A 25,192-nucleotide genomic window follows, 5' to 3' on the forward strand; every position below is an offset into this window, starting at 1 on the left:
GTGCCACGGCCACGGGAGGCCGAGCGCGGTGCGCGCGAGGTCCTCGACCCCGTCCACTACGACTTCCTCGCGGGCGGCGCGGGCGACGAGCGCACGCTGACGGGCAACACCGACGCGTTCGCCCGGCGGCGGCTGCGCCCGCGCGTCCTGCGGGGGGCGGGGACGCGCGACCTGTCGACCGACCTGCCCGGTGCGCGGCTCGCCGCACCCGTCGTCGTCGCGCCCACCGCGTTCCACCGCCTCGCGCACCCCGAGGGCGAGGTCGCGACGGCGCGGGGCGTGGCCGCAGCCGGCGGGCTGCTGACCGTCAGCATGATGGCGACGACGGCGGTCGAGGAGATCGCCGCCACCGGCGCGGCGCTGTGGTTCCAGCTCTACGTGCAGCCCGACCGCGGGTTCACGGCCGCCGTGGTCGCGCGCGCCGAGGCCGCCGGCTGCCGGGCGCTCGTCCTGACGGTCGACTCCCCCGTCCGCGGCAGGCACCCGCGGGACGAGCGCCACGGCTTCACGACGCTGCCGGACGGGCTGGTCTGCGAGAACATGCGCGGCCCGGACGGGCGCGCCCGCGACCTCGTCACCGACCCCGACCTGGGCTGGGACGCGGTCGACTGGCTGCGCGGGACGACGTCGCTGCCCGTGCTGGTCAAGGGTGTGCTGCACCCCGCCGACGCCCGGCTGGCCGTCGAGCACGGCGTCGACGGGATCGTCGTGTCGAACCACGGCGGGCGGCAGCTCGACGGCGCGATCAGCACCCTGGACGCGCTGCCCGCGGTCGTCGACGCCGTCGCGGGCCGCGTGCCGGTGCTCCTCGACGGCGGCGTGCGCCGGGGCGTGGACGTGCTCGTCGCGCTCGCGCTCGGGGCCGCCGCCGTCATGGTCGGACGCCCGGTGCTGTGGGGGCTCGCGCAGGCCGGTGCGGACGGCGTCCGGGCCGTGCTCGACGACCTGACCGCCGAGCTCGCCCACGCGATGGCGCTGGTCGGCGCGCACCGGCCCACCGACCTGACCCCCGACCTCGTGGTGGTCCCGTGAACCCCGGCGTGGCGGCACTCGGCGCCGTCGCCCTCGCCGTGGTCTGGAGCCTGCCGCGCTGGCTGCCGCCCGCCGTGGTGCGGCTGCGCGAGCGCGTGTTCACGGCCGTCAACGGCACCGAGGGCATCCCCGTGCCCGGTCCGCTGGTGGGCCCCGAGCACTTCGAGCGCGTGTACGCGCACCCCGCCGCCGACGGGCGCAGCGCCGGGGCGGGCCTGTCCGACCTGTTCTGGTACTGGCTGGCCCCCGGGGCGCACATGCACCAGGAGCACCTGGAACCCGGCGAGCGGTACCGCACGGTCGCCCGCACGACCCGTCAGGTGCTCGCGGTCCGTCACGAGCGCAGCGACGCGCTCGCGACGGCCGCGGTGCGCCGTGCGCTCGACCGGCTGCCCGTGGACCGGCCGAGCCTCGTCCGGCTGCGCGACCTGCTCATGCCGGTGTGGGCGGAGGTGTACCACGAGCTGGTGTTCGCCGAGCCCTGCCCCCGCGACGCGCGCGACCTCGTCGTCGCCAACGCCGACGACGTCGTCACCGCCCTCAAGGGCACGGGTCTGCGCCACCTCGACCGCCGCGACCGCCTCACGCGGTACCTGCGCTCCCGCGTCGAGGACGGCACCTGCCCGGTGGTGCTGCCACCCCCGTTCACCGCGCAGGAGACGGCCTGGTACCTGCAGGGCGCGTTCTTCAACACCGCGGTGGTGCAGATGTCCGAGGCCGCCGCGCACGTCCTGCTGTCCGCCGCCGCGTACCCGCCGGCCCGCGACCAGGTCGACGACGACGACGCGCTCGACCGGATCGTCGACGAGACGCTGCGCGTGCACCCGCTGTTCGGCATCGCGCACCGCATCACGTCCGCGCCGATCGTCGTCGACGAGGTCGTCACCCTGCCGGCCGGCTCGGTGCTGCTCTTCAACTACCTCGCGTACCAGCGCACGGGGGCCGCGGCCGACGACACGTTCGACCCCGACCGGTGGCGCACGCTGCGCCACCACGACGCGCACTTCCTGCCGTTCGGCGTGACCGCCAACCGGGCCTGCCCCGCACGCGGGTCGGCGCCGGTCATGCTGCGTGCCGTGCTGCGCGAGGTGCTGCGCCGGTACGACGTCACGTCGACCGCCGCGCACACGCGCTCGATGCCGAACCGCGGCCCGGCCTACCTCACGCCCGTCGGCGTCGCCGGTCCCGGACGCGCCCGCCTGGCCGCCCTGCGCTGGCGGGACCGGTGGGCCGACGTCGGCCGGTCCGTGCAACAGCTGGTCCTGGGCACCGCCATGGTGCTCGACGCCCGCCGCCTCAAGCCGTGCACCACCTACTTCGCGGAGGTCCGCGTATGACACCCGTCGAGCTCGCACCGCGGTTCTTCCTCGCGGTCGTCGTCATCCTGCTGGTCTGCCGCGGCGTGTCGTGGCTCATGGGCCGCGCCGGCCAACCCCCCGTCGTGGGCGAGATGGTCGCCGGCGTGCTCCTGGGCCCCTCGCTGCTGGGTCTGGTGCTCCCCGGGGTGCAGGAGGCGCTCTTCCCCGCCGAGCTGCGCCCCGTGCTGTTCGTCGTCGGCCAGATCGGTCTGGTGCTCCTGATGTTCCACGCCGGCTACGCGTTCAGCACGCAGCACGCGGGCGGTCTCGCCCGCACCGCGGCCGCCGTGTCGCTCGCGGGCGTGACGGCCCCGCTGCTGCTCGGCGTGGCGCTCGTCCTGCTCGCGGCCGACCACGTCCCGCTGCGGCCCGACGGGGTCCCGGTCGGTGTGGTCGCGGCCTTCGTGGGCGTGGCGCTGGCCATCACGGCGTTCCCGATGCTCGCGCGCATCATCACCGAGCGCGGGCAGGCGGGCACCCGGCACGGGGCGATCGCGCTGGCCAGCGGGGCGGTCGACGACGTCGTCGCGTGGGTGCTGCTCGCCGTGGTGCTGGCGGTCGCCACGGGCAGCGCCGGTCCCGCGCTCCTGACCGTCGGCGGCGCGGCGGTGTTCGTCGCGCTGATGTGGTTCGTGGCACGACCAGGCATGCACCGGCTGATGACGACCGCGCGCCTCGACGACCACGCGCGCCTGCTCGGCACGGTCACGGTCCTGTTCGCCGCCGCGTGGTTCACTGACGAGATCGGTCTGTACGCGGTCTTCGGCGCGTTCGCGCTCGGTCTCACGGTGCCGCGCCTCCCGCCGGCCGATCGGGTGGTCGGCGGGCTCACGCCCGTCACCGGCGTCCTCGTCCCGCTGTTCTTCACGTACTCGGGCCTCAACACGCAGTTCGGGCTGTTCACCGAGCCGAGCGTGCTGCTGTTCGCCATCGCGTGCGTCGTCGTCGCGATCCTCGGCAAGTTCGGCGCCTGCTGGTTCGCCGCACGGCGACGCGGCGAGCCCCAGGGCGTCGCGCTGCGCGTCGCGTCGCTCATGAACGCGCGCGGGCTCATGCAGCTCATCGCGCTGAACATCGGGCTCGAGGCGGGGATCGTCGGGCCGGCGCTGTTCACGGTGCTCGTGCTCGTGGCGCTCGTGACGACGATCATGACCAGCCCGATGCTCACGTGGGTCGAGCGTCACCACCCGCTGCCCGCAGCCGAGCCGGCGCCCGCCGAGCCCGTCCGTGCGATCCCGTGATACGGAGGGTCTTACTGAAGTCACACCATGTGTGCAAAGGTCGGGACATGTCCGGACGACCGCACCGGCTCCTCGTCGTCGAGGACGACCGGGACCTCAACGACACGCTCACCGAGGTGCTGACCGACGAAGGGTACGTCGTCGACCAGGCCCGTGACGGTCACCGGGGCCTCCACCTGGGCCTCACCCGCCCCTACGACGTCCTCGTCGTCGACCGCCGCCTGCCCGCGGTCGACGGGCTCGACATGCTCGTGCGGCTGCGCTCACGGGCCGTCAGCGCCCGCGCGCTCGTCCTGACGGCGCTGGGCACGGTCGCGGACCGGGTGGCCGGCCTCGACGCCGGCGCCGACGACTACCTCGTCAAGCCCTTCGAGCTCGACGAGCTCAGCGCCCGCATCCGCGCGCTGTGCCGCCGGGTCGACGAGGCCGACACGCACCTGCCGCTCGGCGACGGGTCCCTCGACCTCGTGACCCGGCAGGTCCAGCTCGCGACCGGCCGCCGCGTCGACCTGTCGGCGCGGGAGTACGCGCTGCTGCGGGCGCTCGCGGAGCGTCCGCGCGCCGTGCACACGCGCACCGAGCTGCGCCGCACCGTCTTCGCGGACACCGAGGCCGCGTCGATCGTCGACACCTACGTCTACTACCTGCGCCGCAAGCTCGGCCGGCCGGCCGTCCACACGGTGCACGGCACCGGCTACCGGCTGGGCACCCTGTGAACGCAGCAGGCGCCGAGGAGCGGGTCGTCCGGCGCGCACGCCTGCGGATCGGCGCGCTCGTCGGCCTCGTCATCGCCGCGCTGCTCGGCCTGGTCGGCGCGATCTCCTACGGCGTCATGCTGCACAGCCAGGAGCGCCAGATCGACGGCGAGCTCGCGTGGGGCGTCACCCACGGGACGATCGCCGGGCCGCCCGCGTGCAGCTGGATCATCACGTACGACGGGACGACCGTCGACCACGGGGTCGCGGCACCGCCGCCGGGTTTCCCGCTGCGCGACGCGCTCGTCGAGGTCGCGGCGACGGGGACGACGCAGGACGCGCGCATCGCGCAGGACGGCACGGTCTACCACGTGCGCACCGCCCGGCAGGGCGACGAGGTGGTGCAGGCCGTCTTCGACGCACGCTTCCAGCTCGCCGACCGCCGCCACCTGCTCATCGCGTTCGCGGTCGCCGCCGGCGCCGGGGCGCTCGCGGCCGTCGTCAGCGGCGTCGTCGTCGGCCGCCGCGCCGTCGCCCCGCTCGCGGACGCGCTGCAGCGGCAGCGCCGCTTCGTCGCCGACGCGAGCCACGAGCTGCGCACCCCGATCGCCCAGGTCCACGCCCGGGCCCAGCTGCTCGTGCGCCGCGCCCGGGCGGCCGACGACGACGTGCAGGCGCGCGACCTCGACCGGCTCGTCGCGACGACGCGGCGCCTGGGCGAGATCGTCGACGAGCTCCTGATGTCCGCCCGGCTCGCGTCCGCGCACGACACCGCCGCCACCCGTCCCGACAGCACCGACGTGGACGTCGCCGCGCTCGTGGACGAGGCCGTCACCGCCGACGCCGCCCGCGCCGCCGCCCGGGGCGTCACGATCACCGCCCTGACGGACGACGGCCTCCCCCGCGTCCGGGGCGTCGAGTCGGCGCTGCGCCGCGTCGTCGCCGAGCTGCTCACCAACGCGCTGGCCCACACCCCGCCGGGCGGGCACGTCGCCGTGTGCGCGAGCACGGCCGAGCAGGGGCACACGGTCGAGGTGGTGGTCACCGACACCGGCGAGGGCTTCGACCCCGGCGACACCGAGCGCATCTTCGACCGCTTCCACCGCGGGCCCGGCAACGACGAACGCCGCTTCGGCCTGGGTCTGGCCCTGCTGCGCGAGGTCGTCACGAGCCACGGCGGCACGATCCGCGCGGTGGGGCACCCGGGCGAGGGGGCGACGTTCACGGTCCGGCTGCCGGCGGCGGGGCACCGCGTCGGGGCCGGCGGCGACGCGGGCCGCGTCGAGAGCGCCTCGCGGGCCCCGGCACGCCTGTGACGGCCCCGCCGCCCGGCTGAGGCGGATGAGTCAGCCGGTACGCCGGGTTCTGTCCCCGCGCGCGGTCACCCCCGCGCGGGTGGCGACCATCCATCTACGACGTACGTTGCCGCACGCCTCCAGCGGCCTACCCGGGAGCTCGGGCGGGCAACCCTCGAACGCTCCCTGTCTGGCCTTGCTCCGGGTGGGGTTTGCCGAGCCGCACCGGTCACCCGGTGCGCTGGTGGGCTCTTACTCCACCGTTTCACCCTTACCGCGTCGTCCCGGCGAGCCGGTCCGTCGTGGCGGTCTGTTCTCTGTGGCACTTTCCCGCGGGTCACCCCGGGTGGGCGTTACCCACCACCCTGCCCTACGGAGCCCGGACGTTCCTCGGCAGGACCCGAGGGCCCTGACGCGGCCGCCTGGCTGACTCATCCGCGCTGGTCAGCCTACCCGTGTCACACGTCGACGCGGTACGGCAGGCTCAGCTCGTCCCCGGCGACGCCCCGGATCCCCCAGTGCGTGGGCGGGCTCTCGAGGATCACGACCTCGAGGTCGTCGGCCGCGAGCCCGAGCGCGGGGGCGACGTCGTCGAAGAACGCGGCGATCAGCGCGCGCACCGCGGCGGGGCTGCGGCCGGTGAAGCACACGACCTCGACGACGAGGTACTCCGGGGCGCGGGGGGCGACGACGTCCTCGTCGTCGAGGAGCAGGAACCGGTGGAACCGCTTGTCGTCGGGCAGACCCCACGCCGCGACCAGCGCGGCGTGCACCGCGTCGGACACCTCGCGGCGGCGCGCCTCCCAGGCCGAGCGTCGGCCGTACAGCTTGACCTGCGCCATGTCACACCTCGGGCGTCGTCGGGCGGCGGGACGCACAACGTACCCTCGTGCGGTGCTCGTGCTGCTGCCGCCCTCGGAGGGCAAGACGCCCGCACGCCGCGGCGCTCCCCCGCTGGACCTGACGGCACTGTCGCACCCCGGCCTGACCCCCGTCCGGGAGAAGGTCCTCGACGCGCTCGTCGCCGTGAGCGGCCGCCCCGACGCCTGCGCGGTGCTGGGCGTCTCTCCGGGACTCGCGGACGAGGTCGCTCGGAACACGACCCTGCGCACGGCCCCCGCCACGCGGGCCTCCCGGGTCTACTCGGGCGTGCTCTACGGCGCCGCGGGGCTCGACGCGCTGACCCCGGCCGCCCGCGCCCGGGCGGTCGCGTGGGTCCGGGTCACCTCCGCGCTGTGGGGAGCGCTGACGATCGACGACGTCGTACCCGCCTACCGGCTGTCCATGGGCACCGACCTGCCCGGGATCGGACCGCTGGCCGCGGCCTGGCGCGGGCCGCTGGGCGTCGAGCTGGGGGCCGCCGCGGACGACGAGCTGGTCGTCGACTGCCGGTCCGCGACGTACCGCGCGGCCTGGACTCCCCCACCCGGCGCCCGGTGGGTCGACGTGCGTGTGCTGCGGGAGGTCGACGGGCACCGCGCGGTGGTCTCGCACCACGCCAAGCACACGCGTGGCGTCCTGACGCGGCACCTGGTGACCCGCCGCGGCCGGGCCCCCCGGGACGGCGACGAGCTCGCCCACGTCGCGAGCGCCCTCGTGGGCGAGGCGCTGCACGCCGTGGAGCTCGGACCCGTCCCGCGCCGCGGCCCCCGCACGCTGTCGCTCGTCGTCCTCTGACGCGCAGCCGGTTCCCGGGAACGTCGCGTCGAAGCGTTCGGGACACCTGAGGTCCCGAACGCTTCACGCCGTCACCGGTAGACCGTCACCAGCCCTCGCTGGGCGCGCCGGCCACCGCGATCTCGTCATGGCGGTCCGCGAAGAGCCGCACGATGCTCACCGACGCCGGTGCGACGCGCAGCCGGCTCCACGTCCCGGGGTCGGCGCCCATCGTCACGCCGAGCGCCGCGCGGATCGCGACCGCGTGGGACACCACGACGACGGTGCGAGGACCCCCCGCGCGCAGGCCGTCCAGGCCGCGACGCAGGCGCACCCCGACGTCCGCGATGGACTCCCCGCCGGGCGGGCGCACGCGCCCGTCGGTGTGCCACGGCTCGAGCACCCCGGGCCAGCGCTCGTCGATCTGCTCCGAGGTCAGCCCCTGCCACTGCCCGAAGTCCGCCTCCTTGAAGTCCTCGTCGGTGCGCACGGGCAGGCCGAGCTGCGCGGCCACGATCCCGGCCGTCTCCTGCGTGCGGACCATCGGGGACGCCACGACCTCGCTCGGGTACGCGATGTCACCCCACAGGTCACGGCCGACGCGCTGCACCAGTGCGGCGGCGGCGGCGGCCTGTGCGCGCCCGTGCTCGTCGAGCGAGGGGCCGGGCTCGGAGGACCCCGAGTAGCCGCGTGACACGGTCATCGCGGTCTGACCGTGCCGCACCAGGACGACGGTCGTCGGCTCGTCGTCGTCGAAGCGCGGGGACGTGCCGGAGGGACGCACGGCCCGTCGTCGCGCGGGCGCGGCCGCGGCCGCCGGGCCGTCGGTGCGGAGCTCGTCGTGCGGCACGTCGGTCACCCTGCCCTCCGCCCGCGTCAGGAGTCCGTGAGCCGCACGAGGATGCGTCCGCACTCCTCGCACCGCACGACCGCGTCGACCGCGCGCGCCCGGATGGCCTCGAGGTCCAACGGGTTCAGCTCGAGACGGCAGCCCTCGCACCGGTTGCCCCGCAGGGCCGCCGCACCGCTGCCGCCGAGCTGGCCGCGCAGCCGCTCGTACAGGGCCGTGAGCCCCGAATCCAGGCCGTCGGCGGCGCGCTCGCGCTCGGCGCGCACCCGCCCGGCCTCGGCGTCGATCTCCGCGAACCCGGCGTCGCGCTCCGCGACGACCTGGTCACGGTCGGCGACGAGCGCCGCGCGCGCCTGGTCGAGGCCCTGCAGCGCGCCCTCGTGCGCCTCGAGGCGCTCCATGACCTCGAGCTCGATGTCCTCGAGGTGCGCCTGGCGTGCCGCGAGGCTCGCGAGCTCACTGGTCAGCGCCTGCGCGTCCTTCGCGCCGACCTGGCCGCCGTCAAGGCGCTGCTGGTCGCGCGTGGCGCGGCTGCGGACCTGGGTGACGTCGGCCTCCGCCTTCGTCAGCTCCGTCCGCAGGTCGGAGGCCGCCGTCCGCGACGTGACCAGCGCGGTCTCGAGGTCGGCCAGCCGTGCGTCGAGCTCGACGAGCCGCGCGAGGGCGGGCAGCGTGCGCCGCTTGTGCGCGAGCTGCGCGAGGCGGGTGTCCAGGTCCTGGACGTCGAGGAGTCGGCGCTGATCGGCGGCGGGAGCGCTCGTCACGGGGTTCCTTCCAGGTGGGCAGCCTGCGGCACGTGACCCGTCCACGGGTCGGTGCGCCGCGTGCTGACGCGGGTCTCCACCGTATAGCCCGCGGCCGCCAGGTCCGCCCGCAGCGCGTCCGCCGCGCGCGGCAGCCACAGCCACTCGGACGCGGCGTGCGCGAGGTCGACGAGCGCGGGGCGGGGGGCGCCGCCGGCGGCGTCGAAGGCGGCGCGCTCCTGCTGCTCGGACGCGGGGTGGTGGCGCAGGTCGGCCGTGACGTAGGCGTCGACGTCGGCCGCCCGCACGGCGTCGAACAGCGAGTCCCCGGAGCCGCCGAGCACGGCGACGCGCCGCACGGGCATGTCCGGGTCGCCGGCGAACCGCACGCCCTGGGCCGCGGCGGGCACGGCACGGGCGACGGCGGCGGCGAACTCCCGCAGCGGCAGGGGTGCAGGCAGCGCGCCGACCCGGCCCAGACCGGTGTCGCCCGGCAGCGCCGCGAGCTCCAGCACGTCGAAGGCCGGCTCCTCGTACGGGTGCGCGGCGCGCAGAGCGGCCACCACGCGTCCCCGCAGGCCGCGGGGCGCGACCATCTCGACGCGCGCCTCGGCGACGGTCTCGCGGCGTCCGACCTCGCCGACCGCCGGCATCGCCCCGGCCAGCGGTGTGAACGTCCCCTCCCCGGTCGTCGTCCACGCGCACCGCTCGTACGCCCCGACGTGGCCGGCACCGGCCGCCGTGAGTGCGTCGACGAGCCGGTCGGCGTCGCCGACCGGGACCATGACGACGTGCTTGTCGAGCGCGGGGGCGTCCGCCGGCACGAGGGGCTCGGTGCCGACCAGGCCGATCGCGTCCGCGAGCGCCTCGGCCACGCCCCCGTGGGCCGAGTCGGCGTTGGTGTGCGCCGTGTACAGCCCGCACCCGGCACGCACGAGGCGGTGCAGCAGCGCCCCCTTGTACGTCGTCGCCGCGACGGAGTGCACCGGCTTGAGCAGCAGCGGGTGGTGCGTGAGGAGCAGGTCCGCGTCCCACGCGACGGCCTCGTCCACGACGGTGGCCACGGGGTCGACGGCGAGCAGCACGCGCCGCACGGGTGCCGCCGGGTCGCCGGCGGCCAGCCCGACGCGGTCCCACGTCTCGGCGGTGCGGGGCGGGTAGCGGCGCTCGAGCGCCGCGACGACGTCGCCGAGGGTCGCGGTCACGGGTCCGGTCACGGGTCCGGTCACGGCAGGACGAGCGCCTTGGTGCACGTGCGCTCGTCCATCGCCCGGTACGCGTCCGCGATGTCGTCGAGCCCGAAGGTCTCGTCGAACACCAGGCCCGGCTCGATGGTGCCGGCCCAGACGTCCGGCAGCAGACCCTCGATGTAGCCGCGGACGGGCGCGACCCCGCCGACGACCCCCTTGTTGGTGGAGAACATCGTCTGCACGGGCAGCTCGGGGCCCCCGGCGGGGACGCCGACGAACCCGACGCGTCCTCCCGGGCGCACGGTGGCCAGCGCCTGCGCCATCGACTCCCGTGTGCCGACGCACTCGAGCACGCCGTCCGGCCCGACCCCCCCGAGCAGGTCCAGGACGGCGGCCGCGCCCTCGTCGCCGCGCTCGGCGACCACGTCGGTGGCGCCGAACCGCCGCGCGAGCGCCTGCCGCGCGGGGTTGCGGGACATCGCGACGATCCGCTCGGCCCCGAGCCGGCGCGCGGCGATGATGCCGCACAGGCCGACGGCTCCGTCGCCGACGACCGCCACGCTGGACCCGGCGCGCACGCCTGCGGACACGGCCGCGTGGTGGCCGGTGCCGAGCACGTCGGTCAGCGTGAGCACGTGCGGGAGCAGCGCGGCGTCGGGGTGCTCGGGGGTGACGACGAGCGTGCCGTCGGCCAGCGGCACGCGGACGTACTCCCCCTGGCCACCGTCGGACGCGATGCCCTCGTGGTCCGGCGAGCCCCACCAGGCGCCCTGCTCGCACGACGTGTGCACCCCGTTGCGGCAGTGCACGCACGTGCCGTCGCTGATCGAGAACGGCGCCACGACGAAGTCACCGACGCGGACGCGCCGCACGTCGCCGCCGACCTCCTCGACGACCCCCACGAACTCGTGCCCGATGCGCTGCGGTGCCTTGGGCGGCCGGACACCGCGGTACCCCCACAGGTCGGAGCCGCACACGCACGTCGCGACGACGCGGACGACGGCGTCCGTGGGACGGTGGATCACGGGGTCCGGCACCTGCTCGACGCGGACGTCGCCGGGACCGTGGATGACGGTTGCTCGCACGCCTCGAAGCCTACGCACGGCGGCCCCGGTAGGCTGACCGACCGTCAGGGCCTGTAGCTCAGTTGGTCAGAGCGCCGCGCTTACACCGCGGAGGTCGTCGGTTCGAGACCGGCCGGGCCCACCTCGTACGACATCACCTCAGCGACGACATCACCGCAGCGGCGTCCAGCCGTGGGGCCGCCCCGGGACGTCGGCCCGCTGCTCGTCGGCCAGCCGCGACCACCCCTGCGCGGCGTGGTCGCCCGCCGCACCGACCGCGCCCTGCGCGACCCGGAACCCGAGGTCGTCGAGCCGCGCCCCGGGCATGCTGCCCCGGCGCACCCCCGCGCGCACGCTCCAGTGCGCGTCCGCCCAGCCGCCGCCACGCAGCGTGCGGTAGTCGGCGTAGCGCGCCGTGTCGGCGTGGTCCCAGCACCACTCCCACACGTTGCCGAGCATGTCGAGCAGACCCCACGCGTTGGCCCGCTTCCCCCCGACGCGCTGGGGTCCGTCGACGGCGTCGGCGGCGGTCCACGCGATCTCCGCGAGGGGACCGTAGCGAGGGCCGTCGGTGCCCGCGCGGCACGCGTGCTCCCACTCGGCCTCGGTCGGCAGGCGCAGCCCGTCGGCGCTCACGTCCCAGACCACGACCGGCCCGTCGAGGTCGTACGCCGGCTGCCGACCGGAGGCCTGCGACGCGGCGTTGCACCACGCGACCGCGTCGAGCCACGACACGGAGTGCACGGGGGCGTCGGGGGCCTGTCCGTCGGGGACGCCCTGCTCGCGCACGTGCGCGTACTGCGCCCAGGTCACGGGGGTGGTCGCGAGCGAGAACGTACGGAGCACGACCTCGCGTGTCGTCGCGGTCCTCGCGTCGCGCAGCGTGATGCGGCCGGCGGGGATCGTCTCGAGGCGCGGACCCGGCACCGGTGCGCGGGAGGAGTCCGCAGGCATCGTGGACCGGCGGTTCAGCCGGCGAGGGTCGCCAGCGCCTCGCGGTACGCCGACAAGGGGCGCGCCTGCCCGCGGGGGTGCACGACGCTCCAGCGCAGCACCCCGTCGGCGTCGAGGAGGAACGAGCCGCGCAGCGCGTGGCCGGACGCCTCGTCGAAGACCCCGTAGGCGCGGGCCGCGGCACCGTGCGGCCAGAAGTCGGAGAGCAGGTCGAACGTGTAGCCCTCCTGCTCGGACCACGCCCGCAACGTGAACATCGCGTCGCAGGAGACGGCGAGCAGACGCACGCCCACCTCGTCGAAGGCGGCGATGTTGTCGCGCAGCTCGCACAGCTCACCCGTGCAGGTGCCCGAGAACGCGAACGGGTAGAACACGACCGCCACCGGCGTGCCGCGCAGCTGCGAGAGCGTCACCGGCGTGCCGTGCGTGTCGGGCAGCGTCAGGTCCGGTGCGAGCGCCCCGAGGGTGGGGACGCGCGCGTCCGTCACTTGCCGCGGCCGCGGGTCGCCAGGCGCGTCGCCGACCAGTCGGGGCTGACCGCGAACGTCGACATCGCGTGCAGGCCGGACGTGGTCGCGGCCTCCTCGATGTCGGAGTGCGACACGTGCCCCGAACGTCCCGCCTTCGGCGTGAACACCCAGATGGGTCCGCTGTCGTCGAGCACGGTCATGGCGTCGACCAGAGCGTCGGTCAGGTCGCCGTCGTCCTGGCGGAACCAGATGACCGCGCCGTCGGTGACGTCGTCGTAGTCCTCGTCGACGAGCTCGTTGCCCGTGAGGAGCTCGAGCCCTGCGCGCACCTCGCTGTCGACGTCGTCGTCGTAGCCCAGCTCCTGGATCACCTGCCCGGCTGTGAAGCCGAGCCGGGCGACCGCCTGCGTCGCGGAGTCGTCCGCGGTGGATGACACGTCGGCCGGTTCCCTTCTCCCCCGGTGCGCCGCACTGTGCGCGGACCACCTGTCGATGTCGGCACACGTTAGCCCACCGCAGCGCAGGGGGCGCTGACAAGGGGTGGTCCACCATGCGTGTCACGGACGTCACTGCCCCTGCGGGGCGGCACGGTGTGACTTTCGGGCCCGGACGGACCGAGAATGGTCCTACTACCCGCAACCGCACCTGCGTGAGACGTTGGTCGCCGGCTGCAGGCACTGGAGCGTGCTGGGGCGCCACGAGGCGCCGGGCGCGCACGATACGCGAAGGAGCACCGGTGGCTTCCATCGACGAGACGGGTCCGCTCATCGGCGGCCTGCTGAGCCAGGTCCCCGACATCGACCCGGAGGAGACCGGTGAGTGGGTCGAGTCCCTCGACGGCCTGATCGAGGAGAAGGGCGGACCGCGCGCCCGGTACGTGCTCATGAGCATGCTGCGGCACGCCCGTCAGCGCAACGTCGCGATCCCCGGGTCGATCAACACGCCGTACGTCAACACGATCGCCGTCCACAACGAGCCGTACTTCCCCGGCGACGAGATCATGGAGCGCCGGTACCGGTCCTGGATCCGCTGGAACGCGGCCGTCATGGTGACGCGGGCGCAGCGCCCGGGGGTGGGCGTCGGCGGGCACATCTCGTCGTACGCGTCCGTCGCGACCCTCACCGAGGTCGGCCTCAACCACTTCTTCCGCGGCAAGGACCACCCCGGCGGCGGTGACCAGGTCTACTTCCAGGGTCACGCGTCCCCGGGCGTGTACGCCCGCGCGTTCCTCGAGGGCCGTCTGTCGGAGCACCAGCTCGACGGCTTCCGGCAGGAGCTGTCGCACCCGGGCGGCGGCCTGCCGTCCTACCCGCACCCGCGCCTGGCGCCCGCGCTGTGGGAGTTCCCCACGGTGTCGATGGGACTGGGCCCGGCCTCGGCGATCTACCAGGCCTGGACCAACCGGTACCTGCACAACCGCGGGATCAAGGACACCAGCCAGCAGGACGTGTGGGCGTACCTCGGCGACGGCGAGATGGACGAGCCCGAGTCGCGGGGCATGCTGCAGCACGCCGCGCAGCAGGGCCTGGACAACCTGACGTTCGTCGTCAACTGCAACCTGCAGCGCCTCGACGGGCCCGTGCGCGGCAACGGCAAGATCATCCAGGAGCTCGAGGCGCAGTTCCGCGGCGCCGGCTGGAACGTCATCAAGGTCATCTGGGGCCGCGAGTGGGACACCCTGCTCAACGCCGACAAGGACCGGGCCCTCGTCCACCTGATGAACACCACGCCCGACGGCGACTTCCAGACGTACCGCGCCGAGAACGGCGCGTTCATCCGCGAGCACTTCTTCGGCCGTGACCCGCGCACCAAGCAGCTCGTCGAGAAGATGACGGACGACGAGATCTGGGCGCTCAAGCGCGGTGGGCACGACTACCGCAAGCTCTACGCGGCGTACAAGGCCGCCCGCGAGCACACCGGCCAGCCCACCGTGATCCTCGCGCACACGATCAAGGGCTACGGGCTCGGCTCGGGCTTCGCCGGCCGCAACGCGACGCACCAGATGAAGAAGCTCAAGCTCGACCAGCTCAAGACGCTGCGCGACTCGCTGCACATCCCGATCACGGACGAGCAGCTCGAGGCGGACCCGTACCTGCCGCCGTACTTCCACCCGGGCGCCGACGACCCGGCGATCCGGTACATGCTCGACCGCCGCCGGGACCTCGGCGGGTTCGTGCCCGAGCGCCGCACGGAGCACACCAAGCTCACGCTGCCGGGCGACAAGATGTACGAGGCCCTGGCCAAGGGCTCCGGCACGCAGGAGGTCGCCACGACGATGGCGCTCGTGCGCCTCTTCAAGGACCTCGTCAAGGACAAGGAGTTCGGCCACCGCCTCGTGCCGATCATCCCGGACGAGGCCCGCACGTTCGGCCTGGACGCGATCTTCCCGAGCGCGAAGATCTTCAACACCAACGGGCAGAACTACATGGCCGTCGACCGCGACCTCATGCTCTCGTACAAGGAGTCCGAGGCCGGGCAGATCATGCACACCGGCATCAACGAGGCCGGGTCCGCGGCGGCGTTCCAGGCGGTCGGCACGTCGTACGCCACGCACGGCGAGCCGCTGATCCCGTTCTACTTCTACTACTCGATGTTCGGTTTCCAGCGCACCGGCGACCAGTTCTGGGCAGCGGGCGACCAGATGGCCCGCGGCTTCCTCATCGGTGCCACGGCCGGCCGCACGACGCTCACGGGCGAGGGCCTGCAGCACGCGGACGGCCACTCGCCGCTGCTCGCGGGCACCATGTCGCACGTCGTGCACTACGACCCGGCCTACGGGTACGAGATCCGGCACATCGTGCGCGACGGCATCGAACGCATGTACGGCGAGGGCGACGGCCGGGACCGCGACGTCATGTACTACCTGACGGTCTACAACGAGCCGATGGTGCAGCCGGCCGAGCCCGAGGGCGTCGACGTCGAGGGCATCCTGCGGGGCATCCACCTGGTGTCCCCGGTGGAGGGTGACGGGCCGCGCGCCCAGATCCTCGCGTCCGGCGTCGCCGTGCCGTGGGCGCTCGAGGCGCAGCACCTGCTCGCGCAGGACTGGGGCGTGCGCGCCGCGGTCTGGTCGGTGACGAGCTGGAACGAGCTGCGCCGCGACGCCCTCGCGGCCGAGCGGGACGCCTTCCTGCAGCCGGGCGACGAGGTCCGCACGCCGTACCTCACCGCCAAGCTGCAGGGTGCCGAGGGCCCGTTCGTCGCCACGACGGACTTCGACCACCTGGTCGCCGACCAGGTGCGCGCCTGGGTCCCGGGCCGCTACGCGACCCTGGGGGCCGACGGCTTCGGGTTCTCCGACACGCGCGCGGCCGCACGACGCCACTTCAAGATCGACGGGCCGTCGACCGTGGTGCGCGTGCTGCAGCAGCTCGTGCTCGAGGGCACGGTCGACCGGTCGCTGCCCGCGCAGGCCATCGAGCGCTACCGCCTGCACGACGTCACGGCCGGCACGTCCGGCAACACCGGCGGCGACTCCTGACGCACGCCTGAACGACGAACGCCCCCGGCCGACCGGCCGGGGGCGTTCGTGCGTGCGGGGTGGGCGCCGGCGTCGGCGTGCGGTCAGATCCCGGGGATCGACTGCTGCGCGAGCGCGATCTCGCGTGCGAGCTCGGCCTTGAGGTCGACGACTGCGTCCTGGTCGGGGTAGAGGTCCAGCGACGCGAGGTGCTGCTTGGCCTCCAGGGGGCGTTCGGCGGCGATCGCGGCCAGCACGAGCTCGCGGGCGACCTCGGGGACGTGGTCACGCGGACGCCAGTGCCCGACGCCCAGGTTGAGCGCCTCGACCGGCTGCCCGGCCTCGCACAGCAGCGCCAGGCCCTGCACCAGCGCCTGCCCGGACGGGTCGCGCTCGGCGGCCGTCGTCAACCGGCGGATGGTGCCGTCATGGTCGTCGCGCACGGACAGCCGGGCGACCTCGATGAGCGGGTACCAGGCGCGCGGGTTGCCGGCGAGCTCCTCGCCCAGCGACCAGACGGCCAGGTCGGCGGCGTGCTGACGCTCGTGCTCGACGTTCGGTGCCGTCAGCGGGTCCTCCTCGGGGACGGACTCCGCGGCGCGGCGACGGACGATCTCGGCGAGGGCCTGGAACGCGCGCTCGTTGTTGGGGTCGTCGCTCAGCATCGAGCGCAACGCGTCCTCGTGGAGCGTGTCCCCGCGCCGCGAGGCCGTCGTCGGACGACGCGCCCCGACCTTGGAGGCCGAGGAGGGTCGCCGCATGAGCTGGCGCAGGCGGGGCAGAAGAGCCATGACGAGACCTTATCCGTTCTGTCCCGTCCGCACCCGTCCGGACAGGCTCGGCGACGGTTCCGGCGCCCGCCCACGTTTGTCGACTTCCCACAATCTCGCCCCTATGCTCGCGGCATGGCGACGTCTTCGAGGCCGCCGGCGGCGGCGCGCACGCCCCGCCGCTCCCCCGCACCCGCGGGTCCCACCGTTGCCGTCGCACCGGCGCCGGGGGACCAGAGCGAGACCCAGCGGCGCGTCCGGGACGGCGCGGGCCTGCTGGCCGCGGCCGCGATGCGCCGGCTCGACGACGACCTCGAGTGGTACCGGGCGCTGCCGGCGGAGGACCGCTCCTGGGTCAACCTCGTCGCCCAGGCCGGCATCACGGCGTTCGTGTCCTGGTACGCCGACCCGACCCGAGCCCCGCACGGGGTGGGCGAGATCTTCGCCGCCGCCCCTCCCGAGCTGACGCGCTCCATCTCGCTGCAGCACACCCTTCAGCTCGTCCGCGTCGTCGTCGACGTCGTCGAGACGCACTCCGACCGGCTCGCCGCACCCGGCGCCGAGCGCGAGCTGCGCGAGGCCGTGCTGCGGTACTCCCGGGAGGTCGCGTTCTCGGCAGCCGAGGTGTACGCCCGGGCGGCCGAGATGCGCGGCGCGTGGGACGCCCGGCTCGAGGCCCTCGTGGTCGACGCGCTGGTCCGGGGTGACGCCGACGACGCGCTGCGCTCGCGCGTGGCGGCGCTCGGCTGGAGCGGCCGCGGCTCGACGCTCGTGGTCGTGGGGACCGCGGGCGCGCACATGGACGAGGTGCGCGCCGCCGACGTGCGACGGGCGACGCGACGCGCCGCCGACGACGCGCTCGTCGGCATCCTGGGCGACCGGCTCGTCGTGTTCCTGGGGGGCGAGGGCGACCTGCGGGCCGCGGCGTTGTCCCTGCTGCCACGGTTCGGCCCGGGCCCGGTCGTCGTCGGTCCCACGACCTCGGGGCTCGCGGAGGCCACGCGCTCCGCGCGTGCCGCCCTCGCCGGCCTCGCGGCGGCGCCCGGCTGGGCGCAGGCGCCGCGCCCCGTCCACGCCGACGACCTGCTGCCCGAGCGCGTCCTCGTCGGGGACGCCGACGCGCGTCGGGCGCTGGTCGAGCGTGCGTACCTGCCGCTGGCCGCGAGCCAGGGCTCGCTGCTGGACACGCTGTCCGCCTACCTCGGCGCCGGCCGCTCGCTCGAGGCCGCGGCCCGCACGCTGTACGTGCACCCCAACACCGTGCGGTACCGGCTGCGGCGCGTGGCCGACGTGACGGGGTGGGACCCGCTCGACGCCCGCGAGTCGTACGTGCTGCAGACGGCCCTGGCGGTCGGGCGCCTCGACGCCGCCTCGGCCTGAGGCTCGCCCGCGCCAGGGCCGCAGGCCCGGGCTTTGTACAGGTCCGACAAGGCTGGGACACGAGGTTGGTGCGTGCCGTGACCGGGTCGCGGGCCCGGCGGACGGCACAGTGGTCGGGTGCTCGTCGTCGCCTGCCCCGGCCAGGGTGCCCAGTCCCCCGGCATGCTCGTCCCCTGGACGGAGGTCGACGGCTTCACCGACGCCCTGACCCGCGCGAGCGACGTCGTCGGTGCGGACCTGCTCGCGCACGGCACGACGTCGGACGCCGACACGATCCGCGACACCGCCGTGGCGCAGCCGCTGCTGGTGGCGACCGCCCTCGCGAGCCTGCGCGCCGTCCTCGACGCCACCCCCGGTACGGACCTCGCCGCCGCGGCGCCCGGCGCCCTCGACGTCGCGGCGGGCCACTCGGTCGGCGAGCTCGCGGCCGCAGCCCTCGCCGGGGTCCTGCGCGAGGACGAGGCGCTCCGGCTCGTGGCCGTGCGTGGCGCGGCGATGGCCCGCGCCGCGGCGGCCACCCCCACCGGCATGAGCGCCGTCCTCGGTGGCGACCCGGACGAGGTCCTCGCGCGCCTCGAGGCGCTGGACCTGGTGCCGGCCAACGTCAACGGCGGCGGCCAGGTCGTCGCGGCGGGCTCGCTGGAGGCGCTCGCGGCGCTGGCCGCCGAGCCCCCGGCCCGCACGCGCGTCATCCCCCTGCAGGTCGCCGGCGCGTTCCACACCCGGTACATGGCGCCCGCGGTCGACGAGCTCGCGCGGGCGGCGTCCGCCGTCACGCCGCGCGAGCCGGTCGTCACGCTCCTCGGCAACGCCGACGGCGCGCCGGTCGCCGGCGGCGCGGACGCGCTCGCCCGCATCGTCGCGCAGGTCGCGCGGCCGGTGCGGTGGGACCTGTGCCAGACGACCTTCGTCGCGATGGGCGTCACCGCGCTGCTCGAGGTGGCACCGGGCGGTGTCCTGACGGGCCTGGCCCGGCGTACGCTGCCGGGCGTCGAGACCCTCGCCCTGAAGTCCCCCGCCGACCTCGACGCCGCGCGCGACCTCGTCCGCCGGCACGCCGGCACCGCACTGACCGCACAGGAGAGCCCGTCGTGACCCGTCCGACCCTCACGCAGGCCACCGGCCCTGCGCACACCCGCATCCTCGGTCTCGGCGCGGTCCGCGGGGAGCACACCGTCCCCAACGACGACCTCGTGGGACCGATCGACTCGTCCGACGAGTGGATCCGGCAGCGCACCGGGATCGTCACCCGCCGGCGCGCAGCCGAGGGCACCGACGTCCTCGACCTGGCCGAGGGTGCCGCACGCGCCGCGCTGGCGGACGCCGGGCTGACGGGCGCGGACATCGACGTGGTGATCCTGTCGACCGTCACCTACTTCCACCAGACGCCCGCGGGCGCCGCGATCGTCGCCGACCGGATCGGCGCGACACCGGCCGCGGCCTTCGACATCTCCGCCGCGTGCGCCGGCTACTGCTACGGCGTGGGCCAGGCCGACGCGCTGGTGCGCGCCGGTACCGCCCGGCACGTCCTGGTCATCGGTGCCGAGAAGATGAGCGAGTTCGTCGACCCGACGGACCGCTCCATCTCGTTCCTGCTCGGCGACGGAGCGGGTGCGGTCGTCATCGGCCCGTCCGACACGCCGGGGATCGGCCCGACCGTCTGGGGATCCGACGGCGCACAGGCGCAGGCGATCCGCCAGACGCACTCGTGGCTGGCGACGCGGGACGAGGGCGCCGGCTGGCCGACGCTGCGGCAGGAGGGGCAGTCGGTCTTCAAGTGGGCGGTCTGGCAGATGGCCCCCGTGGCGCAGAAGGCCATGGACGCGGCAGGCGTCACGCCGCAGGACCTCGACGCGTTCATCCCGCACCAGGCGAACATGCGCATCATCGACCAGATGATCAAGCAGCTGAAGCTGCCCGCGTCCGTCGTCGTCGGACGCGACATCGCCGACACCGGCAACACGTCCGCAGCGTCGATCCCGCTGGCCGCCGAGCGCCTGCTCCGCGAGGGGCAGGTCGGCTCGGGCGCTCTCGCGCTGCAGATCGGCTTCGGTGCCGGACTCGTCTACGCCGCCCAGGTCGTCGTCCTGCCCTGACCCCCGTCCCGCGGTCGGCGCACCCTGCGCCTGTACCGTTGCACGTCCTTGCACCACCCCTGACACGAGGAGACACCCGATGGCGCACAGCGAGCAGGAGATCCTGGCCGGACTGGCCGAGATCGTCAGCGAGGAGACGGGACTGCCGACCGACTCCGTCCTGCCCGAGAAGTCCTTCACCGACGACCTCGACATCGACTCGCTGTCGATGATGACGATCGTCACACTGGCAGAGGAGAAGTTCGACGTCCGCATCCCCGACGACGAGGTCAAGAACCTCGCGACGGTCGGCGACGCCGTGAGCTTCATCGCGGGCGCCCAGGCCTGAGCCTGCGCGCCGCACCCGCGGCACCCGGGCGGTGCGCCGGCCGCAGGCCGTGCGCACCGCCCGCCTGAACCGAGGAGAACCCATGAGCACCGTCCCCGAGGTCGTCGTCACCGGTCTGGGAGCCACCACGCCGCTCGGCGGCGACGTCGCCAGCACGTGGCAGGCCGCGCTCGCCGGCGAGTCCGGCGCGCGGAGCTTCGACAACGACTGGGCCGAGCGCTACGACATCGCCGTGTCCTTCGGGGCGACGCTCAAGGTCCCCGCCGACCAGGTGCTCCCGCGGCCCGAGCTCAAGCGCATGGACCCCTCCGCGCAGTACGCGGTCATCGCGACGCGCGAGGCCTGGGCGGACGCGGGCTCCCCCGAGGTCGACGGCGACCGGCTCGGCGCCGTCGTGTCCTCGGGCATCGGCGGCATCTGGACGACGCTCGACGCGTGGGACACGCTGCGCGAGAAGGGCGGCCGACGCGTGCTGCCCATGACCGTGCCGATGCTCATGCCGAACTCCCCCGTCGCGTACGTGTCGCTCGAGCTCGGCGCACGGGCCGGGGCGCACGCCCTGGTGTCGGCGTGCGCGTCCGGCGCGGAGGCCATCGCGTACGGCGTCGAGATGATCCGCACCGGCCGTGCGGACGTCGTCGTCGCCGGGGGCACCGAGGCGACGATCCACCCCATGCCGATCGCGGCGTTCGCCGCGTCGCGCACGCTGTCGACCCGGAACGACGACCCGGCGGGCGCCTCTCGGCCCTACGACGTCGACCGGGACGGGTTCGTCATCGGCGAGGGCGCCGGGATCGTCGTCCTGGAGTCCGCCGAGCACGCGGCCGCTCGCGGCGCACGCGTGTACGCCCGGATCGGCGGTGTGGGCCTGTCCGCCGACGGCTACCACATCACGTCTCCCGAGCCGTCGGGCGACGGGCAGGTCCGCGCGATGCGCGCCGCCCTCGCCGACTCCGGCGTGGCCGCGCAGGACGTCGCCCACGTCAACGCGCACGCGACGTCGACCGTCGTGGGCGACCTCATCGAGGCGCGCTCGATCCGTGCCGTCCTGGGCGGCGACGCCGACCACGCCGTGCTGTCCGCGACGAAGTCGATGACCGGCCACCTGCTCGGGGGCGCCGGGGCCCTCGAGACGATCTTCACGGTCCTGGCCGTGCACGACCGGCAGGCCCCGCCGACGATCAACGTCGAGAACCCCGACCCCGAGATGGTCCTCGACCTCGTGAGGGACACACCCCGCTCGCTGCCCGCCGGTCAGGTCGCCGCGATCAACAACTCGTTCGGCTTCGGCGGTCACAACGTCGCGCTGGTGGTCACCTCCGTCTGACCGCCCGCGGCCGGCCGGCCGCGGCGACCCGCGCGAGGTAGGGCGCGGCGTCGTACGTGCCGAGCAGCAGCAACCGGGTCGGCGTCGAGGTGGCTCACGCGAAGACCTCTCCCGGCAGCCCCAGCGCATACCGCGCGTGGCCGTCCGCGTGCACCTGGACGTAGGTGTGCTCGGCGACCCCCTGCAGCAGGTCGGGTTCGGCGAAGAACAGCGCGGTCGCGAGTCCGTCGGCGACCATCGCACGATCTGCGACGACCCACGTGGCCGCGACGTCCCGCGTCGGCAGCCCGGTGCGCGCGTCGACGACGTGGTGCAGCCCGTCGCCCCACGCGCGGCGGTCGACCGCGGACCCGCACAGGGCGGCGTCGCGCAGCAGCACCCGTCCCAGCACGCGGGTGGGGTCGCCCGGCGCCTGCAGCCCGACGCGCACGGCGTCGGGCCCGCGGTGCAGCATGTCGCCGCCGGCGTCGACCAGGTACTCCCCCACGCCGCACGCGCGCAGCTCGCCTGCGACGAGGTCGACGAGCTGGCCCTTGCCGGCGGCGCCGACGTCCAGCAGCACGGGTCGTGACGCGGTGACGGTCGCGCCGGTGCGGGTCAGGACGTCGCGCGGGGCAGGCTCGGGCGGCCCTGACGGCCGCAGCCGGTAGCCCGCGTCGTACCCGAGGACGTCCAGGCAGCGTCCCACCAGGGGCGTCACGGCGCCGTCGGTGCGCGCCCCGAGCACGTCGTACAGGTCGAGCAGCTCGGCGGCGTGCGCCGGCAGCGCGTGCGTGCCCCCGTCACGCGCGATCCGCGCGACGACCGAGTCGGTGCGGAACCGGGACCAGACGACGTCGTAGGCCTCGGTGACGGCGCGGACCCGGGAGAGCGTCACGTCCGCGAGCGGCTGCGGGGTGTCGATGCGCCAGCGGGTACCGATCGCCTCGAAGGCGATCTCAGCCCGCATGTGAGGTGCTCCCTCTCGCGCCGTCGGCCGCGTGGCTGTCGTGTCGTGCCGACCGTAGGTGCCCGACCTGGACGTTCGCACGAGCCGGGCCCGACGGCCACGTGGCGAGGCTCACACCGTCGCGTCGACCGTCCGCCGGCGACCGGACGGCCGTCGCCGCCCGCGCGTCAGCGCAGGCTCGTGCGCGTCGGTGGCCGCGGCGGGGGCAGCCACGCCGCTCGTGCGGTGCACCGGCCGGCGGGCGTACCCGGAGAACGTGTCGGTCCGCACGCGTCGGACGCCGGCCTCACGCAGGACGGCGCGCGCACGGCGCACGAGGTCCGGCGACCCGGACACGTACCCGACGCGGCGGGACAGGTCCGACATCGCCGACTCGAGCGCCGCCGTGGTCAGGCGGCTGCCGCGGTGCCACGTCCAGCGCGGCGGCAGCCCCGGCACGGGGTCGGGCGACACGACGACGACCCGGGCGCGCGTGCGGGCCAGGCGTCGCACGTAGGGCGTCGGCATCCCCTCGGGGCACAGGAGCACCAGGACCATGTCGCGCGGGCCCGCGTGCTCGATCTGGGCGACGAACGGCGTGACGCCGATCCCGCTCGCGACCATGACCACCGGCACCGTCGGGTCGTCCGGGAGCAGGAAGTCGCCACCGACGGTCGTCGCGCGCACCTTGGTCCCGACCGGCGCCGCCATGAGCGTGCGCTTGAACGCGGACGGCTTGCCGCGGACCGTGAACGCGACCGCCACCGCGTCCCTGCCCGCGGGGACGAGCGAGAACACCCGTCGGCGCCCCCGCCCGTCGGGCCGCATGCGCCCGACGTCGAGCTCGACCCACTGGCCGGGCTGCCACCGCAGCGGACGCACGGGACGCAGCAGCACCTCGTGAGCGCCGGGCCCCGGCGTGGTGTGCCCGACGACGACGAGGCCGAGGGCGCGCGGTGCCGCGACGAGGGCGGTGACGAGGTTGGCCACGACGACGGCGAGCTCGGGGGACGTCGACAGCGGCCCGATCGCGAACGGCGTCGCCGCCAGCGCACCGGCCACGACGGCCACCGCGATACGCGCCCGGCGGCGCGGCGCCTGCGTCAGCGGCTCGACGACCATGAACGCCGCTGCGAAGAGCACCGGGTGCGAGGCCAGGACGGTCGTCAGCGCGTCCAGCGGTGCGTCGCCCGACAGCACCAGCCGCGGGACCGTGAGCAGGACGTACGTCGCCACGTACGCGAGGCCGACGACACCGGTGCCCGTGCGTCGCAGGACCAGCGCACCCGCGACGAGGACGACGGGGGCGAGCGGCGGGGTCGCGACCCACCACACGGGTGCGGCGGTCCCGAGCGCGGGCGCGACGACGAGGCCCGCGACCAGGGCCGCCGCAGCGGCCGGGTTGAGCAGGTGGCGGCCGCGCGCCCGGACGACCACCTTGGACAGGCCGGCGGCCGCGCCGACCAGCCCGGCGCCGACCAGCGCCTCGACGGACAACGCGGGCCAGAGCAGGAGGGCGAGGATCAGCCCGGTGATGAGGGACGACTCGGCGTGCACGCGGACCCCGCTCACGGCGGTGCCGATCAGGCTGGTCAGGAGCGTGCCGACGGTCGCTGCTCCCGCGGTCGCCGCGAGCGCGGCGGGATCGACGTCGACGAGGCCGACGTGGCCCAGCACGGCCGCCGCGACGTGCACCGCGAGCAGCGCCAGCGTCGCGACGCGGTACGACGCGGCCCGGCCGAGCAGCCGGTCGAGCGGCCCCGTCACGGCAGCCTCGTCGGGGGCGGCGCGCACCCCTCCGGCGCGCCGGTCCGGTCAGGCGAGGGCCGCATCGCGCACCACCTGGTCGAGTGCCTCCATGAAGCCCGCGCCCGTCGACGACGAGCCCGCGAGCCGGTCCACCTCGACGTCCTGGAGCGGACGGCCGACGGCCCGGTCGACGACCGCGGACGCGAACCGCTCCTGGAACCGCAGCGACGTGGTGTTGGTGGCGGCGGGGTCGACGCGCAGAGCCTCGACGACCCCGTCGGCCAGGACCACGGTGACGTCGATGCGCTGCGGGCCGCCCGGCGTCTCGTAGCTGCCCGTCCCGGTGTACGTGCCGTCAGTGGTGGAGGCGGTGGCGCGGTCGCCGGCCGGGCGCTGCGCCGCGGTGCTCGTGGCGACGGGAGGCGGGTCGACCGGTGTCCCGGTGACGCACCCGGTCAGGGCGACGACGGCGCCCACGCCACCTGCCGTCCGCAACAGCGCGGACGTGCGGGTCGCGGCAGGGCGCGGCGGACGTCGTGCGGGCATCGGCGTCCTCCGTGGTTGATGGACGCGGCGCCCTCGCGACGCGTCTCCCCCCGGAACAGG

At 75.1% G+C, this 25,192-nt stretch carries 24 protein-coding genes, 1 tRNA gene and 1 other RNA gene; 13 read left to right on the top strand and 13 right to left on the bottom strand.

The genetic code is table 11. From position 1 onward, the window contains the following. From OKX07_RS11465 to OKX07_RS11485, 5 genes are read left to right on the top strand one after another with little or no spacing between them, the layout of a single operon-like run. Window positions 1-1,032, top strand: coding sequence for an alpha-hydroxy acid oxidase (locus OKX07_RS11465; protein WP_265628208.1), 1,032 nt, complete (start codon window positions 1-3; stop codon window positions 1,030-1,032). Next, on the top strand, window positions 1,029-2,369 hold the full coding sequence (locus OKX07_RS11470) for a cytochrome P450 (protein WP_265628209.1): 1,341 nt from the start codon (window positions 1,029-1,031) through the stop codon (window positions 2,367-2,369). The genes OKX07_RS11465 and OKX07_RS11470 overlap by 4 nt, the downstream gene beginning before the upstream one ends. Continuing rightward, window positions 2,366-3,631, top strand: a complete 1,266-nt coding sequence (locus OKX07_RS11475) for a cation:proton antiporter (RefSeq protein ID WP_265628210.1) — start codon at window positions 2,366-2,368, stop codon at window positions 3,629-3,631. Before OKX07_RS11470 ends, OKX07_RS11475 begins: the two co-directional genes overlap by 4 nt. Window positions 3,632-3,678: 47 nt before the next feature. Beyond that, the gene (locus OKX07_RS11480; protein ID WP_265628211.1) at window positions 3,679-4,347 is read left to right on the top strand and encodes a response regulator transcription factor; all 669 of its coding nucleotides are present in this window, start codon (window positions 3,679-3,681) and stop codon (window positions 4,345-4,347) included. After that, complete coding sequence (locus OKX07_RS11485) at window positions 4,344-5,642, top strand: sensor histidine kinase (protein ID WP_265628212.1); 1,299 nt, start codon at window positions 4,344-4,346, stop codon at window positions 5,640-5,642. The genes OKX07_RS11480 and OKX07_RS11485 overlap by 4 nt, the downstream gene beginning before the upstream one ends. 22 nt (window positions 5,643-5,664) lie before the next feature. Here the strand turns inward: OKX07_RS11485 and rnpB are convergent. Together rnpB and OKX07_RS11495 are read right to left on the bottom strand one after the other, a co-directional pair. After that, window positions 5,665-6,055, bottom strand: an RNA gene (rnpB, locus tag OKX07_RS11490) — RNase P RNA component class A. Window positions 6,056-6,079: 24 nt separating this feature from the next. Continuing rightward, window positions 6,080-6,463, bottom strand: coding sequence for a tautomerase family protein (locus OKX07_RS11495; RefSeq protein ID WP_265628213.1), 384 nt, complete (start codon window positions 6,461-6,463; stop codon window positions 6,080-6,082). Window positions 6,464-6,515: 52 nt separating this feature from the next. Here OKX07_RS11495 and OKX07_RS11500 point away from each other — a divergent pair, with 52 nt between their 5' ends. After that, window positions 6,516-7,298: a YaaA family protein gene (locus OKX07_RS11500; protein ID WP_265628214.1), complete on the top strand. Its 783-nt coding sequence runs from the start codon at window positions 6,516-6,518 to the stop codon at window positions 7,296-7,298. A gap of 85 nt (window positions 7,299-7,383) precedes the next feature. Here OKX07_RS11500 and OKX07_RS11505 read toward each other — a convergent pair whose 3' ends face one another. From OKX07_RS11505 to OKX07_RS11520, 4 genes are read right to left on the bottom strand one after another with little or no spacing between them, the layout of a single operon-like run. Further along, the gene (locus OKX07_RS11505) at window positions 7,384-8,136 is read right to left on the bottom strand and encodes a histidine phosphatase family protein (protein ID WP_265628215.1); all 753 of its coding nucleotides are present in this window, start codon (window positions 8,134-8,136) and stop codon (window positions 7,384-7,386) included. A gap of 17 nt (window positions 8,137-8,153) precedes the next feature. Beyond that, window positions 8,154-8,891: a zinc ribbon domain-containing protein gene (locus OKX07_RS11510; protein WP_265628216.1), complete on the bottom strand. Its 738-nt coding sequence runs from the start codon at window positions 8,889-8,891 to the stop codon at window positions 8,154-8,156. Further along, window positions 8,888-10,075, bottom strand: coding sequence for a Nif3-like dinuclear metal center hexameric protein (locus OKX07_RS11515; protein ID WP_416220878.1), 1,188 nt, complete (start codon window positions 10,073-10,075; stop codon window positions 8,888-8,890). Before OKX07_RS11515 ends, OKX07_RS11510 begins: the two co-directional genes overlap by 4 nt. A gap of 20 nt (window positions 10,076-10,095) precedes the next feature. After that, on the bottom strand, window positions 10,096-11,145 hold the full coding sequence (locus OKX07_RS11520; RefSeq protein ID WP_265628218.1) for a zinc-dependent alcohol dehydrogenase family protein: 1,050 nt from the start codon (window positions 11,143-11,145) through the stop codon (window positions 10,096-10,098). A 47-nt stretch (window positions 11,146-11,192) separates the two neighbouring features. On the opposite strand from OKX07_RS11520, the gene OKX07_RS11525 reads away from it, so the two are divergent. Beyond that, window positions 11,193-11,266: transfer RNA gene (locus tag OKX07_RS11525), tRNA-Val, on the top strand. A 29-nt stretch (window positions 11,267-11,295) separates the two neighbouring features. On the opposite strand, the gene OKX07_RS11530 is transcribed toward OKX07_RS11525, so the two are convergent. Genes OKX07_RS11530 through OKX07_RS11540 form a run of 3 tightly spaced genes read right to left on the bottom strand, consistent with a single transcriptional unit; the run spans window position 11,296 to window position 12,985 of the window. Then, on the bottom strand, window positions 11,296-12,078 hold the full coding sequence (locus OKX07_RS11530) for a formylglycine-generating enzyme family protein (RefSeq protein WP_265628219.1): 783 nt from the start codon (window positions 12,076-12,078) through the stop codon (window positions 11,296-11,298). A 14-nt stretch (window positions 12,079-12,092) separates the two neighbouring features. Next, window positions 12,093-12,566: a peroxiredoxin gene (locus OKX07_RS11535; RefSeq protein ID WP_265628220.1), complete on the bottom strand. Its 474-nt coding sequence runs from the start codon at window positions 12,564-12,566 to the stop codon at window positions 12,093-12,095. Continuing rightward, the gene (locus OKX07_RS11540; protein WP_265628221.1) at window positions 12,563-12,985 is read right to left on the bottom strand and encodes a DUF3052 domain-containing protein; all 423 of its coding nucleotides are present in this window, start codon (window positions 12,983-12,985) and stop codon (window positions 12,563-12,565) included. The genes OKX07_RS11535 and OKX07_RS11540 overlap by 4 nt, the downstream gene beginning before the upstream one ends. Before the next feature lie 299 nt (window positions 12,986-13,284). Between OKX07_RS11540 and aceE the strand changes: the two genes are divergently transcribed. Then, complete coding sequence (gene aceE, locus OKX07_RS11545) at window positions 13,285-16,029, top strand: pyruvate dehydrogenase (acetyl-transferring), homodimeric type (protein WP_265628222.1); 2,745 nt, start codon at window positions 13,285-13,287, stop codon at window positions 16,027-16,029. 83 nt (window positions 16,030-16,112) lie between these two features. On the opposite strand, the gene OKX07_RS11550 is transcribed toward aceE, so the two are convergent. Beyond that, a complete protein-coding gene (locus OKX07_RS11550) occupies window positions 16,113-16,799 on the bottom strand; it encodes a hypothetical protein (protein ID WP_265628223.1) in 687 nt (228 codons plus the stop codon). Between the two features lie 114 nt (window positions 16,800-16,913). On the opposite strand from OKX07_RS11550, the gene OKX07_RS11555 reads away from it, so the two are divergent. From OKX07_RS11555 to OKX07_RS11575, 5 genes are all read left to right on the top strand, one after another. Next, entirely contained in the window at window positions 16,914-18,158 is a 1,245-nt protein-coding gene (locus tag OKX07_RS11555; RefSeq protein WP_265628224.1) for a PucR family transcriptional regulator, read from the top strand. A gap of 117 nt (window positions 18,159-18,275) precedes the next feature. After that, window positions 18,276-19,253 (top strand): ACP S-malonyltransferase, encoded by a 978-nt coding sequence (locus OKX07_RS11560; protein WP_265628225.1) that lies wholly within the window; start codon window positions 18,276-18,278, stop codon window positions 19,251-19,253. Next, window positions 19,250-20,254, top strand: a complete 1,005-nt coding sequence (locus OKX07_RS11565; RefSeq protein WP_265628226.1) for a beta-ketoacyl-ACP synthase III — start codon at window positions 19,250-19,252, stop codon at window positions 20,252-20,254. Before OKX07_RS11560 ends, OKX07_RS11565 begins: the two co-directional genes overlap by 4 nt. Window positions 20,255-20,333: 79 nt before the next feature. Beyond that, window positions 20,334-20,582, top strand: coding sequence for an acyl carrier protein (locus OKX07_RS11570; RefSeq protein WP_013117379.1), 249 nt, complete (start codon window positions 20,334-20,336; stop codon window positions 20,580-20,582). An 82-nt stretch (window positions 20,583-20,664) separates the two neighbouring features. Next, a complete protein-coding gene (locus OKX07_RS11575) occupies window positions 20,665-21,909 on the top strand; it encodes a beta-ketoacyl-[acyl-carrier-protein] synthase family protein (RefSeq protein WP_265628227.1) in 1,245 nt (414 codons plus the stop codon). Window positions 21,910-22,003: 94 nt separating this feature from the next. Here OKX07_RS11575 and OKX07_RS11580 read toward each other — a convergent pair whose 3' ends face one another. From OKX07_RS11580 to OKX07_RS11590, 3 genes are all read right to left on the bottom strand, one after another. After that, complete coding sequence (locus tag OKX07_RS11580) at window positions 22,004-22,858, bottom strand: FAD:protein FMN transferase (protein WP_265628228.1); 855 nt, start codon at window positions 22,856-22,858, stop codon at window positions 22,004-22,006. Between the two features lie 111 nt (window positions 22,859-22,969). Next, entirely contained in the window at window positions 22,970-24,604 is a 1,635-nt protein-coding gene (locus OKX07_RS11585) for an FAD-dependent oxidoreductase (RefSeq protein ID WP_265628229.1), read from the bottom strand. Between the two features lie 48 nt (window positions 24,605-24,652). Then, window positions 24,653-25,132: a hypothetical protein gene (locus OKX07_RS11590; RefSeq protein WP_265628230.1), complete on the bottom strand. Its 480-nt coding sequence runs from the start codon at window positions 25,130-25,132 to the stop codon at window positions 24,653-24,655. Between the last annotated feature and the right edge of the window lie 60 nt (window positions 25,133-25,192).

The organism is Cellulomonas sp. S1-8, assembly GCF_026184235.1.
In the GTDB taxonomy this organism is placed as follows: domain Bacteria; phylum Actinomycetota; class Actinomycetes; order Actinomycetales; family Cellulomonadaceae; genus Cellulomonas.

What these genes read in the sequence shown, in the direction of transcription:
- OKX07_RS11580 (WP_265628228.1), bottom strand. Translation starts at nt 22,858, where the DNA reads ATGCGGGCTGAGATCGCCTTCGAGGCGATCGGTACCCGCTGGCGCATC.
- OKX07_RS11475 (WP_265628210.1), top strand. Translation starts at nt 2,366, where the DNA reads ATGACACCCGTCGAGCTCGCACCGCGGTTCTTCCTCGCGGTCGTCGTC.
- OKX07_RS11530 (WP_265628219.1), bottom strand. Translation starts at nt 12,078, where the DNA reads ATGCCTGCGGACTCCTCCCGCGCACCGGTGCCGGGTCCGCGCCTCGAG.
- OKX07_RS11480 (WP_265628211.1), top strand. Translation starts at nt 3,679, where the DNA reads ATGTCCGGACGACCGCACCGGCTCCTCGTCGTCGAGGACGACCGGGAC.
- OKX07_RS11575 (WP_265628227.1), top strand. Translation starts at nt 20,665, where the DNA reads ATGAGCACCGTCCCCGAGGTCGTCGTCACCGGTCTGGGAGCCACCACG.
- OKX07_RS11590 (WP_265628230.1), bottom strand. Translation starts at nt 25,132, where the DNA reads ATGCCCGCACGACGTCCGCCGCGCCCTGCCGCGACCCGCACGTCCGCG.
- OKX07_RS11495 (WP_265628213.1), bottom strand. Translation starts at nt 6,463, where the DNA reads ATGGCGCAGGTCAAGCTGTACGGCCGACGCTCGGCCTGGGAGGCGCGC.
- OKX07_RS11555 (WP_265628224.1), top strand. Translation starts at nt 16,914, where the DNA reads ATGGCGACGTCTTCGAGGCCGCCGGCGGCGGCGCGCACGCCCCGCCGC.
- OKX07_RS11550 (WP_265628223.1), bottom strand. Translation starts at nt 16,799, where the DNA reads ATGGCTCTTCTGCCCCGCCTGCGCCAGCTCATGCGGCGACCCTCCTCG.
- OKX07_RS11570 (WP_013117379.1), top strand. Translation starts at nt 20,334, where the DNA reads ATGGCGCACAGCGAGCAGGAGATCCTGGCCGGACTGGCCGAGATCGTC.